Origin of the sequence: Sulfoacidibacillus ferrooxidans (genome assembly GCF_022606465.1) — a bacterium.
GTDB classification, from domain to species: Bacteria; Bacillota; Bacilli; order Alicyclobacillales; family SLC66; genus Sulfoacidibacillus; species Sulfoacidibacillus ferrooxidans.
The window spans coordinates 38,776-53,805 of the sequence record NZ_JALBUF010000003.1; the positions used below are offsets into that span (position 1 = coordinate 38,776).

Here is a 15,030-nt window from a genome sequence, read left to right on the forward strand (position 1 = left end):
ATCGTCCTCAAAAGGAGGCTTAGTAGATTCCCTGCTGTACCACGCTCAGAAATAACAATAAACTGCATTTATCCCGTGATCTTCCTTTTCGCACTGCCGTATATGGGAAAGTGCATCCCATGAAATTTGTGGAGCACTTCTTTGTATAAAGTAAAGTATTTTCCTAAATGCAAACTTCATCAGGTTACCTTTTAAAGTGATCCAATTTCTGATTTTCCTCGTACTAATGATTGAGAATATCAAAGGAGGAAAAACAATGAAAAACGTAGGTGGCATTGATCGTACATTACGCATCATTCTTGGCGCAGTTTTCATTATTTATGGAGTTATGCATTTACATGCTATATTAGGTATTATTGGATTAATCCTTGGTGTCGTTTTCGTACTGACAGGAATGATTGGTACATGTGTACTATACTTACCATTTGGTATTCGCACATGCCCATTGAGGCAACCAGAGGATAAAAGAAAATAGAAGGGGATCATGAAACTGCACCATTTGGACTGTAGAGATGTCCTGAAAGACATTTAAAATGAAAATACTTTCTCTCATCGTGGCAATTGTTTTTTATCCAAAAATTTCATAGAGGCACTGCCACTATTTCACCTAGTTGTCTGCGATCTCAGGTATAATACTTCACATTGCTGAAGAAGTGAATGCTCCCATTAGACCATAGAAAATGGCTAATGGGAGCATTTAAAAAGTATTTGCCCATGTAAAACAATATCTGCAATACCTGTCTGAGATATACCACGACCTAAGTTGCTAATAAGCAACCATTTGTCACGCTGATAACGATCTTCACTTGTGACATTGAAACTCACTATTTCATAAGGCCCACGAATGAAGCTTGAACATGATCCTGGTGTCTCTTTATAGGTAAAGCTGTGAGTGCCACATTTTGTGGAGAGGTTCAATGGTCATTTGGACGTCAGGATTCATTTGATTCACTATTTGACGCAGACGACTTTCATTAATTTCTCCTCCAAACTGACTAGCATGCGCCTCTGCAGCATGTAGCTTGCGTTCAAATACTTCCGTGATGTCCACATAATAATTAGGTTCGTCGCAATTAAACAAATAGAGTTCTTGACTCCGATGACAAATGATGTCATTCGTTAGCTGGTTGTGATAATACCAACAATTCGCACCTAAGTGGGCCGCTTCAATCATCGCAAAACCAATAATTCTATGATCAGAATGTATTTCATACCTTTTCCAAGGATCAAACGTAATTACGACGTCTGGCTGAACAGATCTTACCAATCGAAACAATGTTTCTTTTAAATCACTGGCATACTGTAATTCTCCATCTCGATATCCTAGTTGGATGACTTTGTGAATTCCAAGTCGTTTAGCTGCCTCATCGAGTTCCAGTTTCCTCAATTCAGCAATGCCTTCTGGTGACATCGTTGGGTCGTGGCTTCCCTTTTCTCCCTGCGTTCCAACCACTAAAGTTACGTTATTCCCCGCATCAGAAAGACGTAAAATAGTGCCTGAACAAAATACTTCATCGTCTGGATGGGCTATGCAAACCAATACATTTTTCCCTTGCATGATAAATAACCTCCCGCTATAAAGATTCCACTACACGTTTAAACAGTTCTACTGCGCGTTCATCTCGGTAGTAATACACCCACAATCCTTTCTTCACACTCCGCACAAGCCCAGCATTGCGAAGCAAGGATAAATGATGAGATACGGTCGATTGTGGTAACTGTAAATGAGCAACAAAGTCCTGAACGCAAAGTCCATATTGAGTTTCTTCTTGACCCGGATCAGGAACGATCCGACAACACACACCACCCTTATCGTTCAACATATTGAACATGCGTAATCGTGTAGTATCAGACAGTACCTTAAATATAGTTTCTAAATTTACTTTTATATACATGGGCAGTTTTGAATCCCTGAGTTGTTGTTCTTCTTTATTTTGAGTCAACTGTTGTATCTCCTTTTTAGCAAAATCAAGTTGGCTGTAAGTATCATCAAATCATACTTACAGCCAATCTTATGTTATAGATCTTTTTGCCAGTCGCTGAGCGTTTGTGCTACCTCTTTGGCACTTATTTTCCCAGATATCTCAATCGTTTTCCCATCATCAGATAGAACAAATGCGTCTACGTTGGATAAGAATTCTTCGCTTCCACAGGAGCAAACACCGCTGGAGCACTCAGTGACCAGATCCTCCAATTTTTGTTTATCTACTCCTTCAAACTGAACAACAACTTTCCCCTCTTCAACCTCATGCTTAATAGTAGCCACATCACGAATATCCATAAGAACATCTCCTATATATCAATATTTATCGATATATTGATATATAGTCTTTATCTGTTGATTCGTCAACTCTTTTACCTATTCCCATAATGACTATATCATTCAATGTAAAGAGCGTGTACGATGTTTTAAGGCATCATACACGCTCTAGCTTTTCTCAAAAATACAAAAAATACTTTTATTTTTTCTCTGTTTGTTGAATTAATACCAAAACAAGTATTGTTGCTCTAAAAATAATCTATTTGCCCAATGTGCGTTTAGAAACTGAGTGTTACATAATGTTCATTGGCCCAGCGGCCTAAAGTTGCATTGGCACCAGATACTTGAAGGTTGAGTGCAATTGCTTTTTCATGTACATGATACGCATCAACTAAATTTTTACACGCTCCCACCATGACACCTCGAGATATTAACTCACTGATCATCTGCTTAATTTCATCCGATGCATGATCGATGAGATCAGTTGCCTCTGCAAATAAATAAACTTCTAGATGACTGACTCCATCTTGTTCAGGGGCTTCTTGAATATGTAAAGCTAAAGACAATGCCACTTTTACTCGCTGCTCATCCTTGCTCACAATCATGATACCCATTTTACCCTTTGAATTCGTTGTATTTCCCATGCCGGTTATCCCCTTTTATTGAAATTTTTTGGTATTTTTATAGAGGCCAAGTCGATGTATCTTTTCTCATGGAAACTATACTTCTTACTCAACATCCATTTGGTACATGGCATTCCTTATTAAATTTACAACACCTCCAATTTTATTTTTATTTCCCCAATATTAAATACTTGAATTCCATATAAACTCTTTGGCTTTTGGGTCATCTTGAATCATTGACGAAAAAACATCTGAATAGCCGCCATTTGCATTAAACACATACGTCTACTTTCTTTACAAACTGTCTACATCACCTATTGTCGTCTAGGATGTGTTTCTTTCATGCGTATGAGAACAACTACCATTGAAACAAGTACGATGATTCCAATCATATAAAGACTATTTAGCATCCCCATTGAATGAATCGTAAAACCAAGCAATAACCCACCAATCGCATAGCCGCCATCGCGCCACAATCGGTAAACCCCGAGCACCCCCCCGCGTATTTCAGGTGGAGCAACATCAGCCACTGCAGCATTTAAATTCGGATAAAGTAAGGCCATGCCAAGTCCCATCACTGCAGCAGTTATCATCCACCAAGATACTGAATGACCTAAACCAAAAGCTACTATTCCGACCCCAAGTAGCGCCATACCCATGACAATGGGTGGTTTGCGACCAATAACGTCAGATAGAATTCCCGTACCAAACTGTGCAAATCCCCAAATGATGGTGTACGCTCCTCCAATGTATCCAATATCGATAATTGATACATGCAAATGCGCTAAATACAGCGGCAACATCGCCCATACTAACGTGTCTGCCAGCTTATTGACCAATCCTGCTTGACTACATGCTGATAATGTCGGATTGGCGAATGTGGTCGTCCAGATGATTTCACCTACACCAACTTTCTTTTTTTTCATCGTTGATGCTGAGCCTTGTATTGCTTTTGCTTCTTTTAAAACATGGCCTCTTGTCTCGCGAATGACGAATACACTTGTTCCGAGCCCAAATAATAAGACAACTGCACCGTATACGAAAGGCGCCTGTATCAGTCCATAGCGCTCTGCGATGATCCCTGTTGCTATAGTCGAAATGGCCACTCCGATATATCCTGTTGCCTCATTAATGCCCATCGCCAAACCACGTTGCTTTGTTCCTACTAGATCTAGCTGCTTAGTGACGGTCATGGTCCAAGCAAATGCCTGATTAGCCCCGAGAAAAATATTTGCAATGATCACTGCTGTCCACGTATGAATAAACAACAATAAAACGATCATCGGTATCCCAAGTAACCAACCCATAATGAGAACAGGCCGTCTGCCTAAAGCATCTGAGAATTGTCCGGCGACAAGATTTAAAACAGCCTTTGTTGCACCAAATGCAATAATGAACGCAAAGATAACACTTATGGAAGTGATATGATAGACATCTTTACCGAGTAACGGAACAACCGTTCGTTCTAATCCAACGGTCATCCCGACTAGAATCGTACTAAAAACAAGCCATAAAAATTGCTGCAAATTAGGTTTTATCCCTAATTCATGAGATTCTTGATTCACTCGTATCGCTCCCTTTGCTACAATGATGGACATTCTATAATCACGTACATTTATCCGCATATTCGGATGTATGGGCTTATCTTACGTTTGAATCCAGGTAGTGTCAATTGTATTTTATATGACTTACATATTGCCCTATTCTTTTGCTTTTCATTTTTTGCTTGCACTTTATCTAACAGCAAAGTAAAATTTAATATCCGAATATAAGTATATATTATATACATCACATTAATTCAATGTCTGGAGGAATCAACATGAATGAACATAGAGTCACTTTATCTCCTATCGTCACCACTATTCTAGAAAACCGCTCGATAGATGTTCTAGACATTCGTTCCATTTTTGATTTTACACAGTCTTTTATTCCATTTTCACTTTGTATACCTGAATCTGAGCCTGATTTTTTGGTTCATGTACGTAAAATTTTTCCTCATCCTCGAGGTATTCTTGTGATAGGCAATCATGCAACGATTCCCCAAAGTATAGTCGACGCGATCCATCAAGTTGGAGGACATATCGTGGATTACGTAAACTTTCATGAATGGAGTGATGGTGGGTATCCGCTACTAAGTATCGAAACCATGGATATAGAAGACATATTAGAAGGTTCAAGCATTTTCATTGATGTGCGGACAAAGTTGGAGTGGGAAAACAAAAACATCCGCGGATCTATCCATATTCCCTTGTCTGAGATCCGGGATATCGCCAAAACAATGGAACCTACCACAACATACGTTACTTACTGTGCAGGAGTCTATCGTGGACTCAATGGTGCAGCGCTCATGCGTTCGCAAGGTCTTACTGTTCGCTACCTCGTCAACGGGCTCAATGCATGGTATAACAACCATTCAAAATAGTCAGGGACACCTCTCGGCTATGATGCCGTCACCTTGGATTAGGTGCTCATGTTGTTGATGTGCTTCATAAGATCTGCATAGGTCAATAGTCCTTGATGATACCATAAGATATGACCACTGCCTGATACAAGTACTTGAGTAGGTAGCCCTGTCACTCCATATAAATCACTGACAGCACCTTTATTGTCTAATGCCACAGGAAAGTTCAGTTGTTGTTCTTGGATGTAGTGTTCAAAAGGAACCATGGATCACTTGACTAGAGACTGCATAGTCGTCCCACACATGCATAAGTGCTGTAGTTGATCCAGTTAAAAAAGGCCAATCAGTTGGCCATTTGTGATTACCAGACCAGTGATTAATTGCAGAAACGCTCCTAGCCACAGGATTTGTATTGACTGCAATTACCTGTACATCATGTTGATACGAGCCCAAATCGTATACAAAATTACGCAATACAATAGCCATCAGTGGACTAACCGTTTGACCTTCACTGTTCATAAAAGCCAACACCACAGTTTTCCCTCGCATGCTATGTAACGACACCGTCTTTCCTGCTTGATTGACAAGGGAAAAATCAGGAGCAGGCCTACCGTGTAAGGGTGCACCAGGATCAACATCTTGATTGATCAGCGCTGAGTACGTTGATGGTGATGTTGTTTCTATGGATGTAGGATGAAGTCCTGTGACAAATTCCTATCCAATGTAAGTCACCCCTAACAAGATAACGATAACACCCGTGGCTACACTAGCTCCTACCAGACCACCTTTATTCAAAGTAACATCCCCTGTAAATTTTTATATTATATCAGTAATCCCTGTGGTCCTAGTAACCAATACCACAACAAATACACACCCGCAATTACCATCACAATAGCACTGAGCTTTTGAACATACGGTAATGCGATATGTAAAAAAGTCTCCAATAGTGTTCGAGTAGAAGTCGCCAAGATAGAAAGAATCGTAATTATGAATCCCATACCCATACTATAAGCAAAAAAAATGAGTAACCCATGACGAAAACCAGCAGCAAATCCTTGAGATGCAACGCTGAGAAACACGGGCAAACTACAACTTAATGAAGCCAGTCCGAAACCTACCCCATACGCAAAAAAAGAACCAGAAGAACCACGTGTAAACATACTTTCTAATAATGTAGAGACACGATTTGTAGAAATTCCAACATGAAGTTGTCCCCGCCATACAAAAATAGCTAAAATAAAAATCATAAGAGCTAACAAAATCGAAATCATACGAGTGGCACCAAAGAGCAATATTCCAGCACTAGTTACAAGCAATCCTGCAACGCCAAATAAAACGACAAATCCTAGTGTCATCAATAAGCCTGCTCGTAAACCATCAAGCCAACCAAATTTTCGTTGTTGAATACGACCTGATAATAGATACATAAGGTACGATGGGAGAAGCGCAATTCCACAAGGATTGAACGCTGAGACCATCCCTGCCATGCCCGCAACCATCCCACTAAATGGCATAAGGTGCTCCCCCTCATTCAACATATCTTACGTCAATCCATGTAAGATTGGATCTTTAACTGTGATCGTCTGTCGCCCCATTTGACGCCAACTTGCAAGAAATGGACCACGAGCAACAGCCTCGTCTTTATCTCCATTCTCCGGATTATTGATATAAACCTCGTGCTTCGAATACCCAACTAAAACGACAGCATGCTCTTCCATCGTTGCTCGTACAGGTCCATGATCACTTTGCCAGGTCATCCAATCGTAACTAGGTAAATGTTCGAACCAAACATTCGTCCATACTTCTACTGGACGTCCGGTCGCCAAATCTTCCCATAATGTCTTACTAGAGCGTCCTGTTTGGTCATCCACGTCCGCTCCTAAATATTTCTGTGCCAGTGCATCAATCGGTCCATTAAAGACGCCATACCCATCGTCAAAATCTCGCATAGATCCGACGAATCCATCATTGGGATCTCCCCATTGAACGGTTACACCATGAACTATTTTCCTAGGTGTGTGGGCGCGAGCAATTTCATTAGCTAATGTCGTATTGTTTACGTCAATACCTTCAAATTGTAACAGCATAGAAAGAGAAGTAACCTCGCAACCATTAGGTAGCTCAGGCCACTGATTGACCGCTGGAACATTCAATAAGACATGCTTTGGTAAAGAATGTACATTAGGTAGAGAAACGGGTAGCTGTATGAGCGGTATGGACTGTTTTGCGCTGACCATCGAACGACCTAATACTTGATGAGAGAATCCAATAAATACAACCAAAGTAGATAAAAACAATAAACTAGATTGGATGATCGTTGATACTTTCAGCTTATATACACCTCGCACTAGCAAATTATATTTTCTCACGAATCCTCACGATTTCATACTATATGACAAGATTAACGTAAAGGATGAACGATTAAAAGGACAAATAGATAGATGTGCTATTTATAAAAAATTATAAAAAAAGTGTTTTTACCTTTTATCTCAAGATAACATTGCCCATTTCTTTTACCAATTTAATCACTACATTCGCTGAATTTTCAGATGCAACTTCAATATATTTTTCATAAGTGATTCGCGACGCTTGACCAGCAATATCAGATAATGAACGAATCACAACAAATGGCATTTGTAGTTGATAGCACACTTGTGCGATGGCTCCAGATTCCATTTCAGCAGCACATAAGTTTGGAAACTTTTCTCGCACAAAAGCAACACGTTTAGGATCATTCATAAAAGAATCTCCAGATGCAATTGGCCCCTTCATCACGTGCGCGCCCATAACCTGTCGTGCAGCACGATATGCTAACTGTACAAGTTCAGAATCCGGCATAAAAATGGATGGCATTTTTGGAACCTGACCGTACTCATAACCAAAAATGGTCGCATCCACATCGTGATACCTTACTTCACTAGAAATCACTATGTCCCCAACATGTAAAGACGGATCAAATCCTCCCGCAGATCCTGTATTAATAACGTTATCTGGGTTAAATAGTTGTTTTAGCAAGGTTGTGCCGATCGCTGCATTCACTTTTCCAATACCCGATTTTAGTAGAACGATTTCTTGCTTCCCAATAAAGCCTGTGGAAAAGACTATCCCATGAATCGTGACTGTCTCTCGCTCTGCGAGCGTTTCTTGTAAAAGAATAATTTCCTGTTCCATGGCACCGATGATGGCTGTTTTCATCAAACCCACCCCTGTCCCATTACTTTATGTCGACTTTCTCTAAAGTAACTTGAAATAATCGCCTTGGAAGTCCACCTTCTTCAAGTTCGTGTATATCTACTATCCGATATCCCTCTGCTAATTGTTTCACTTTAGCACGATCAAAAAAGTGCACGATAAATCCACCTACTTCATACAAATCTTCACCACGGTAGACCCCTTGACCATAATGTGGATCCCCTATATGCCGTGCAGTATAGATGTTCAAGCCACCCGGTCGTAAAATTTTGTGAATGTGTGCATTTAGTTTTTGTAGTTCATCCGTTGTTAATGCCATGCAATAGAGCATATGGGAATAACAACCGTCCATCGACGCATCCAATTGCGGGAAGGGAATTCGCACATCATGTTGAGTCACTGTGATTCGATCACTGAGTCCGTGTTCACTGGCCTTTTGTATAATACGTTCTGTACCTTCAACCGTGTAATCAAGTACATGAACATGAAATCCTTGTCGAGCAAAATACAGTGTATCTCTCCCTTGACCCGCTCCTAATTCTAGAATGTGTGTCTGGTTATGTTTTTTAAAGATCTCGGCAGCACGCACTGCGGCTTCACTTGGTGCTTCTCCAAACATATCCTTGTTCTTAGCAAATGCTTGCTCCCATTGCGGTTGTTGTTCATTCAGTACATGTTGATTGTCCATTATATATCTCCTTTATGTTGATTTCGCTTCAACTCATCAATTTCATGACGCAGATTTTGAATTTCATGAGCTAAATGTGACTGTTCATCATAATCTCTACGATCATGCCCACGATTTTGTCTCATCATTCTGGTCATGAAAAAAACCATAAATCCCATCATAACCACTCCAGCAACAGGAAACAAAGTCCATCCTTCAGCTATTCCATCATACCCCCACATCATCTTTGTATCGCCTCCACATGATTTTCTTTTTCTAAGATTCTTGATCCAACTATTTAGTAACAAACTCTTGACATAATCGAACGATCTCACGGATCGTTGCATCTGCCAGTCAGTAGTAACGAAAAGTTGCCTGAATCTCCATTCGAACAATCCCAACCCCTCTGAGGATTTTCAGATGATGTGATGTTAATGGTTGTGAAAGTCCTATTCCCTCAGAAATTTCATTCACATTTTGACACTCTAACAATAACCCATTGACAATTTTTAACCGGTTACTATCTCCTAAAGCTCTAAATACCTCATGAACTTGAGGGTTCATTGCAGGTTCACCACCTTACTTACATAATACATTTATATTAACATCTATTTATATAAAATCAAAATAATATATCGGAACATTTTTATCAGTTAAGCTAATGAAATGAATATACTCATTGACATCACAAATATACCACATTCATTTAAGTAATCATATATTAGCAGAACACAAGTGAGGTAAAAGCATCCATTACGATCTGTCATTAAATCATTGTGTACTTTTGCGAACGAAGACTATAGTAATGATAAACTTTCAGGTTACCATATACCAGGAAACATCCTTTTAGTATGATTCCTATACTCTGTATATTGATTTCCAAAATGTTGAATCATCATTTGCTCCTCAATACGAATTCTATATGTATAGATCAGCAATAATCCAAGTCCCAAAAGCAATGCCCCCCACGATGTTCCAAGACTCAATCCGATACCAACCGCTGCAATCCATCCACCAGTATAAGCAGGATGCCGAATAGATCGGTATAAACCCGACTGAATCATCTCTTGGTTTGACACGACTCCAACAGTAGGTGAAAAAAACCGCCCTAGCTGAATGATTGCAAAAAAACGAATGATCATTCCAATAATCATCAGAAAATATCCTATATATCTAGCCCAAATCGGTAAAATTCCTATCTGATTAACAACAAAGATTATCGAAATTACTATGAGAATATACATGCCTCCCATAATCAATGCACCTGATCCGCGATCATTATGATTCCTTTTAGGTTGCCCGCGTTGAAGATAACGTGCTCGTACTCCAAAGAAAATCTCCAGTATGAACCACACATAAAACAGAGTCCAAAATAGAGGACTTTCATAGGAGTATATATTGATCATTTTTCATCCTATCTCCTTTACTTTTCCGCACTGAAAATGATACCACCAGTGTATCACATACAGCATAACCTTATGATCATGGTCTGTTGACTAGTACCAAACAGCTCCTTCTCTCTTAATTCCAAAAACATGACTCGTGAGCCCGAATATCCACAGTTCAAACCTTATTTAGCTCCACTCCTTGCTTACTACAGCAATGAGTGGAGCTTTGTACCTACTATCGCAAAACTCCCTACAAACAAGCGAACAAATCATTTAAAGCCAAGGAACTTCTTAACCTCCTATAGATAAACCGTTTCTTTTTCACTTAGCCCAAGTGTTTGCGAAGTTGAATCATGAATTTCTTTGTAAAGTTCTGGATTTTCAACAAGTGATAATCCATAAGAAGGGATCATTTCTTTAATCTTAGGTTCCCACTCTTTCATATGTTGCGGGAAACATTTATTTAACAACTCAAGCATCACGTGTACAACAGTAGAAGCACCTGGTGAAGCGCCAAGCAATGCAGCTATTGAACCATCAGCAGAGGTAATGAGTTCTGTACCAAATTGAAGTGTCCCTTTACCGCCTGACTCAGTATCCTTAATAATTTGCACACGCTGCCCTGCTGACATTACTTCCCAATCTTCGCTTTTAGCGTTGGGAATAAACTCCCGTAGTTCTTCCATACGCTCTTCGTTCGATAACATCACTTGTTGAATCAGATATTTTGTCAAAGCCATTTCTTTTACTCCAGCAGCTAACATCGTCAATACATTGTCTGGTTTTACAGAACCTATCAAATCAAAATTTGAACCCGTTTTTAAGAACTTAGGTGAGAAGCCTGCAAACGGTCCAAACAGCAATGTTCTTTTGTTATCGATATATCTTGTATCAAGGTGGGGCACAGACATTGGAGGAGCACCAATCTTAGCTTTACCGTATACTTTTGCATGATGCTGCTCTACAACTTCCGGATTACTGCATACCATAAATAAACCGCTAACAGGGAATCCTCCAATATGTTTCGATTCAGGAATACCGGTTTTTTGTAATAAAGGCAAACTCCCACCACCACCGCCGATAAAAACGAATTTTGCCATGTGGTTTTCAATTGTACCATTAGCGATATCTTGCACTTTCACTTCCCACGAACCATCGCTAAGACGTTTAAAATCCTCAACACTATGATTGTAATTTATTTCCACATCTTTACTTTTTAAATGATCAAATAGCATGCGTGTTAAAGCGCCAAAATTGACATCCGTTCCAGAATCAATTTTTGTAGCTGCTATTGGTTCTTCCGAAGTACGACCTTCCATAATAAGCGGAATCCATTCTTTCAATTGATCAGGATCATCGGAAAATTCCATCCCTTGAAACATTGGATGATTTGATAATACCTCGAAACGTTTTTTCAAAAAAGCAACATTTTTTTCACCCTGAACTAAACTCATATGAGGTATCGGCATGATAAAATCTTTGGGGTTCCGAAGGAGATTACTCTTCACAAGAAAAGACCAAAACTGTCTTGAAAGCTGAAACTGTTCATTAATAACGATAGCTTTGCTAATATCTATAGATCCATCAGATTTTTCAGTTGTATAGTTAAGCTCGCACAGAGCAGAATGACCCGTTCCCGCATTGTTCCATTCGTTAGAACTTTCTTCACCGGAATCCCCCAGTTTTTCAAATACTTTTATTTCCCATTCCGGTACTAACTCTTTTAATAGTGCACCTAAAGTTGCACTCATGATTCCAGCACCAATCAAAATCACATCTGTTACTTTCTCTATATTATCCATTATAATCATCCTTATCCTTTACATTTTTAAAAAAGTAGGTATTCCTACTGATGAGAAGTAATTGGCAACAGTTTCATTCATAACACACCTTTACTCTCTTAATAAGAAGCTTATCATAGTCTATTATAATTATTATCGAATAAAACATCTACTGTTATCTGGTAATTATAAACTATTTAAAGCTGCTATAAATCTGGATATTTATGTATTACATTAGAAAACCGCAAAATAAGATGTTGGTTCTGACAAATGTTGAATCGTTATCTCTCATTTCATTCTGATACGCGATTCGGTCCACCGTATCTCTCTGGAATTATTGTGTCCAAGAGTACCACAACGATCACAGGATATTCTTGTATAAACATGTGTGAATGATCCCATCTAGCGCTTCATCTTTACATGTATTTTATGAATAATTACGTTTATTCGTTCTTATGCGTTCACAGTAATCAACGAACTTTTTCACAGCCATTCAACCTTTTGCAATGATCTTAAGGCATCATTAAATCCATCTTTTTTTTACCTTACACAAGAAACAACAATGTAGGATCTCAGTGTACTTTACCGTTTAACGCGTGAATAGGAAGGGCGTCATGGCATTGTATGTGTGAATTAGATGAAATGAAGTCATTGCGTTGAAGAGAAGGTAGTGTTCATTAAAAAAAATTTATGTAGTACTGGTGATCCAAGATACACACCACCACGTACTAGAGAGTGACAATGCATTTCATCCTAAAGAAGAGGTGAAGTTTTCGTGGAAGACCAAAACAAACGCACATCACGTAGACATTTTTTAAAGCAAGCCGGTTTCGTCAGTGCTTCTGTAGCTCTTGGAGGTTTTGGATTACTGGATGGTGACGCCTTTGCTGCAACATCGACGGACACCGTCCAGAGTATTATTGATGCTGCTTTGACTGCTGAACTGTTAGCTACTACATTTTATTATACCGGTTTGCATTCTCCAATAGGTGTTTTACTCAATAGTAATAACAAACCCTATCTTCAAGGTGCTCTCGGTGCTGAATATTACCACGTTGAACTTTTAAAAGGGGCGGGCGCTCAATCGTCTTTTACCAACTTTTATTTCCCTAGTGGTACCTTTGCTTCTAGCGAAACCTTCTTAACGATCCTCGAAGCATTAGAAGGCACTTTCATTAAAGCCTATCTTGCTGCCGTCTATCAATTTGGAGGGCCTTTAAAACAACCTGCTCTCGCTCAATTGGCTGCTGAAATTATGGGGGTCGAGTGTGAGCATCGCGTCTTAGGCCACGAAATTGCCGGTCTGAACGTACCTAACGACTTTTACCTTGAAGAATCAGGTGGTACTTCTGTTGCCGCCATTGCCGCTGGGTTAGCTCCCTTTGTTACACCCAACCAATTCCCTGGTGGTTCAGATGGTCCTTATGCTCTCCCCTCCTCTTGGCAAGTCAAAGAGGCTGTCGGTTCTAACGGCGGGTGGAATCCCAATAACAAAAAACCACTCACACAACAACAAATTCACAACGGATAATTCATCCGTCCCGCAATCCATCGCTTCATCCAGGGTACGGTTGTGAGAACGTCCGTACTCTGGCAGTCCTATCATACTGGGGAGGTCATTCATGTGTTTTCTAATATCGGTATACCAGGCGTTATTCTCATCGTTGTTTTTGCACTGATCTTATTTGGCCCAGCCAAGCTCCCTGAATTAGGAAGAGCCATGGGTAAAACACTCAAAGAATTTAAATCAGCCACCCACGAATTAACCAGTGAAGCACCAGTCACCATGGCCACCGTGGTCCCGGTCGAGATCGCCAAAACTCCCGTACACAGTGGGGTCGAAACGCCTGTCCAAGATGTGACAGAAGGATGAAATTTAATTTATCACAGTGGAAACGCAATGTACACAACGATCAAACCGTGATTGAACATCTAGGTGAATTGCGAAAACATCTCATCTATTCGCTCATCGGTATCGCTGTCTGTTTTATTGCGGCACTTGTCCTTGTCACACACATTTATCGCTGGTTGACGCTACCCCTTCGTGGCGTCAAGTTAGTGCTACTTGGACCTGGCGATGTAATTCATGTCTATTTTATGGTGGCCGGTGTCGTTGCATTGACCGTCGCATTGCCATTTTTGTTGCTTCAGTTATGGCTGTTTATTAAACCAGCCTTATCTCCCCACGAACGCAAAACGGCATTGGGCCTTCTTCCCTTTGCTTCGATCATGTTTCTTGTGGGTACTAGTTTTGCATACTTTGTGATCTTTCCCATCTTGCTTAAATTTTTAATCCAACTGGCAAGCGGCAATTTTCAGATGCTGATCACCGCTGACAACTATTTTTCGTTCATGGTCAACTTATTGCTTCCATTTGGTCTCATTTTTGAAATGCCTGTCGTCGTTATGTTTCTCACACAGATTGGTATCTTAACCCCTCAAAAATTACGTCAGACACGTAAATATGCTTACATGGGGATGATTGTTCTCGCTTCCATCATCAGTCCACCTGAAATTGTCTCTCACTTAAGTGTTGACGTACCGATGATGATTCTCTATGAAATCAGTGTCGTCATCTCTCGCACTTCCTACCGTCGTCGAGAAAAACGTCGTGCACAAGAAGCTCTGCGTTTCAACGATACGCCTTCATCAACCACTCGCGGTTCACGCATGTGATAAATCTTTCTCTAGTTCTCCATAATAAAGGCGGTGTACCTT

Annotated in this window: 20 protein-coding genes; 5 read left to right on the forward strand and 15 right to left on the reverse strand. The window is 40.0% G+C overall.

Annotation, left to right across the window (positions count from 1 at the left end; genetic code table 11):
• Positions 1–256 precede the first annotated feature (256 nt).
• Entirely contained in the window at positions 257–475 is a 219-nt protein-coding gene (locus MM817_RS06460) for a YgaP family membrane protein (RefSeq protein ID WP_241712791.1), read from the forward strand.
• Between the two features lie 399 nt (positions 476–874).
• Here the strand turns inward: MM817_RS06460 and MM817_RS06465 are convergent, their stop codons facing one another.
• The 5 genes from MM817_RS06465 to MM817_RS06485 form a co-directional block, all read right to left on the reverse strand.
• Positions 875–1,558, reverse strand: coding sequence for a PIG-L deacetylase family protein (locus MM817_RS06465; RefSeq protein WP_241712792.1), 684 nt, complete (start codon positions 1,556–1,558; stop codon positions 875–877).
• Between the two features lie 16 nt (positions 1,559–1,574).
• Entirely contained in the window at positions 1,575–1,943 is a 369-nt protein-coding gene (locus MM817_RS06470) for an ArsR/SmtB family transcription factor (protein WP_241712794.1), read from the reverse strand.
• 74 nt (positions 1,944–2,017) lie between these two features.
• Positions 2,018–2,281 carry a hypothetical protein gene (locus tag MM817_RS06475; RefSeq protein ID WP_241712796.1) on the reverse strand — a complete coding sequence of 88 codons (264 nt, stop codon included), beginning with the start codon at positions 2,279–2,281 and terminating at the stop codon, positions 2,018–2,020.
• Positions 2,282–2,538: 257 nt separating this feature from the next.
• Positions 2,539–2,904 carry a DsrE family protein gene (locus MM817_RS06480; RefSeq protein WP_241712798.1) on the reverse strand — a complete coding sequence of 122 codons (366 nt, stop codon included), beginning with the start codon at positions 2,902–2,904 and terminating at the stop codon, positions 2,539–2,541.
• 293 nt (positions 2,905–3,197) lie between these two features.
• On the reverse strand, positions 3,198–4,448 hold the full coding sequence (locus MM817_RS06485; protein WP_241712800.1) for an MFS transporter: 1,251 nt from the start codon (positions 4,446–4,448) through the stop codon (positions 3,198–3,200).
• 254 nt (positions 4,449–4,702) lie between these two features.
• Between MM817_RS06485 and MM817_RS06490 the strand changes: the two genes are divergently transcribed.
• Positions 4,703–5,305 carry a rhodanese-like domain-containing protein gene (locus MM817_RS06490; RefSeq protein ID WP_241712802.1) on the forward strand — a complete coding sequence of 201 codons (603 nt, stop codon included), beginning with the start codon at positions 4,703–4,705 and terminating at the stop codon, positions 5,303–5,305.
• A gap of 38 nt (positions 5,306–5,343) precedes the next feature.
• Here the strand turns inward: MM817_RS06490 and MM817_RS06495 are convergent, their stop codons facing one another.
• The 10 genes from MM817_RS06495 to MM817_RS06540 form a co-directional block, all read right to left on the reverse strand.
• Positions 5,344–5,550 (reverse strand): TlpA family protein disulfide reductase, encoded by a 207-nt coding sequence (locus MM817_RS06495; protein WP_241712804.1) that lies wholly within the window; start codon positions 5,548–5,550, stop codon positions 5,344–5,346.
• On the reverse strand, positions 5,537–5,968 hold the full coding sequence (locus tag MM817_RS06500) for an SCO family protein (protein ID WP_336605157.1): 432 nt from the start codon (positions 5,966–5,968) through the stop codon (positions 5,537–5,539). The genes MM817_RS06495 and MM817_RS06500 overlap by 14 nt, the downstream gene beginning before the upstream one ends.
• Before the next feature lie 137 nt (positions 5,969–6,105).
• Positions 6,106–6,798, reverse strand: coding sequence for a cytochrome c biogenesis CcdA family protein (locus MM817_RS06505; protein ID WP_241712808.1), 693 nt, complete (start codon positions 6,796–6,798; stop codon positions 6,106–6,108).
• Between the two features lie 27 nt (positions 6,799–6,825).
• Complete coding sequence (locus tag MM817_RS06510) at positions 6,826–7,653, reverse strand: C39 family peptidase (RefSeq protein WP_241712810.1); 828 nt, start codon at positions 7,651–7,653, stop codon at positions 6,826–6,828.
• A 115-nt stretch (positions 7,654–7,768) separates the two neighbouring features.
• Complete coding sequence (gene mtnN, locus MM817_RS06515; RefSeq protein ID WP_241712811.1) at positions 7,769–8,479, reverse strand: 5'-methylthioadenosine/S-adenosylhomocysteine nucleosidase; 711 nt, start codon at positions 8,477–8,479, stop codon at positions 7,769–7,771.
• Positions 8,480–8,498: 19 nt separating this feature from the next.
• The gene (locus tag MM817_RS06520; RefSeq protein WP_241712813.1) at positions 8,499–9,164 is read right to left on the reverse strand and encodes a class I SAM-dependent methyltransferase; all 666 of its coding nucleotides are present in this window, start codon (positions 9,162–9,164) and stop codon (positions 8,499–8,501) included.
• Positions 9,164–9,388, reverse strand: coding sequence for a hypothetical protein (locus MM817_RS06525; protein ID WP_241712815.1), 225 nt, complete (start codon positions 9,386–9,388; stop codon positions 9,164–9,166). Before MM817_RS06525 ends, MM817_RS06520 begins: the two co-directional genes overlap by 1 nt.
• Positions 9,389–9,497: 109 nt before the next feature.
• Positions 9,498–9,707, reverse strand: a complete 210-nt coding sequence (locus MM817_RS06530; protein ID WP_241712817.1) for an ArsR/SmtB family transcription factor — start codon at positions 9,705–9,707, stop codon at positions 9,498–9,500.
• 257 nt (positions 9,708–9,964) lie between these two features.
• Entirely contained in the window at positions 9,965–10,549 is a 585-nt protein-coding gene (locus MM817_RS06535) for a methyltransferase family protein (RefSeq protein WP_241712819.1), read from the reverse strand.
• 281 nt (positions 10,550–10,830) lie between these two features.
• Positions 10,831–12,333, reverse strand: coding sequence for a malate:quinone oxidoreductase (locus tag MM817_RS06540; protein WP_241712821.1), 1,503 nt, complete (start codon positions 12,331–12,333; stop codon positions 10,831–10,833).
• A 754-nt stretch (positions 12,334–13,087) separates the two neighbouring features.
• On the opposite strand from MM817_RS06540, the gene MM817_RS06545 reads away from it, so the two are divergent.
• From MM817_RS06545 to tatC, 3 genes are all read left to right on the forward strand, one after another.
• Positions 13,088–13,843, forward strand: coding sequence for a ferritin-like domain-containing protein (locus MM817_RS06545; RefSeq protein ID WP_241712823.1), 756 nt, complete (start codon positions 13,088–13,090; stop codon positions 13,841–13,843).
• A 93-nt stretch (positions 13,844–13,936) separates the two neighbouring features.
• Positions 13,937–14,185, forward strand: a complete 249-nt coding sequence (locus MM817_RS06550; protein ID WP_241712825.1) for a twin-arginine translocase TatA/TatE family subunit — start codon at positions 13,937–13,939, stop codon at positions 14,183–14,185.
• Positions 14,182–14,988, forward strand: coding sequence for a twin-arginine translocase subunit TatC (tatC, locus tag MM817_RS06555; protein WP_241712827.1), 807 nt, complete (start codon positions 14,182–14,184; stop codon positions 14,986–14,988). The genes MM817_RS06550 and tatC overlap by 4 nt, the downstream gene beginning before the upstream one ends.
• Positions 14,989–15,030: the final 42 nt, after the last annotated feature.

Excerpts from the sequence above, each read along its gene's own strand:
- MM817_RS06460 (WP_241712791.1), top strand. The coding sequence starts at position 257 with ATGAAAAACGTAGGTGGCATTGATCGTACATTACGCATCATTCTTGGC.
- MM817_RS06465 (WP_241712792.1), bottom strand. The coding sequence starts at position 1,558 with ATGCAAGGGAAAAATGTATTGGTTTGCATAGCCCATCCAGACGATGAA.
- MM817_RS06475 (WP_241712796.1), bottom strand. The coding sequence starts at position 2,281 with ATGGATATTCGTGATGTGGCTACTATTAAGCATGAGGTTGAAGAGGGG.
- MM817_RS06480 (WP_241712798.1), bottom strand. The coding sequence starts at position 2,904 with ATGGGAAATACAACGAATTCAAAGGGTAAAATGGGTATCATGATTGTG.
- MM817_RS06490 (WP_241712802.1), top strand. The coding sequence starts at position 4,703 with ATGAATGAACATAGAGTCACTTTATCTCCTATCGTCACCACTATTCTA.
- MM817_RS06495 (WP_241712804.1), bottom strand. The coding sequence starts at position 5,550 with ATGGTTCCTTTTGAACACTACATCCAAGAACAACAACTGAACTTTCCT.
- MM817_RS06505 (WP_241712808.1), bottom strand. The coding sequence starts at position 6,798 with ATGCCATTTAGTGGGATGGTTGCGGGCATGGCAGGGATGGTCTCAGCG.
- mtnN (WP_241712811.1), bottom strand. The coding sequence starts at position 8,479 with ATGAAAACAGCCATCATCGGTGCCATGGAACAGGAAATTATTCTTTTA.
- MM817_RS06520 (WP_241712813.1), bottom strand. The coding sequence starts at position 9,164 with ATGGACAATCAACATGTACTGAATGAACAACAACCGCAATGGGAGCAA.
- MM817_RS06525 (WP_241712815.1), bottom strand. The coding sequence starts at position 9,388 with ATGATGTGGGGGTATGATGGAATAGCTGAAGGATGGACTTTGTTTCCT.
- MM817_RS06530 (WP_241712817.1), bottom strand. The coding sequence starts at position 9,707 with ATGAACCCTCAAGTTCATGAGGTATTTAGAGCTTTAGGAGATAGTAAC.
- MM817_RS06535 (WP_241712819.1), bottom strand. The coding sequence starts at position 10,549 with ATGATCAATATATACTCCTATGAAAGTCCTCTATTTTGGACTCTGTTT.
- MM817_RS06540 (WP_241712821.1), bottom strand. The coding sequence starts at position 12,333 with ATGGATAATATAGAGAAAGTAACAGATGTGATTTTGATTGGTGCTGGA.
- tatC (WP_241712827.1), top strand. The coding sequence starts at position 14,182 with ATGAAATTTAATTTATCACAGTGGAAACGCAATGTACACAACGATCAA.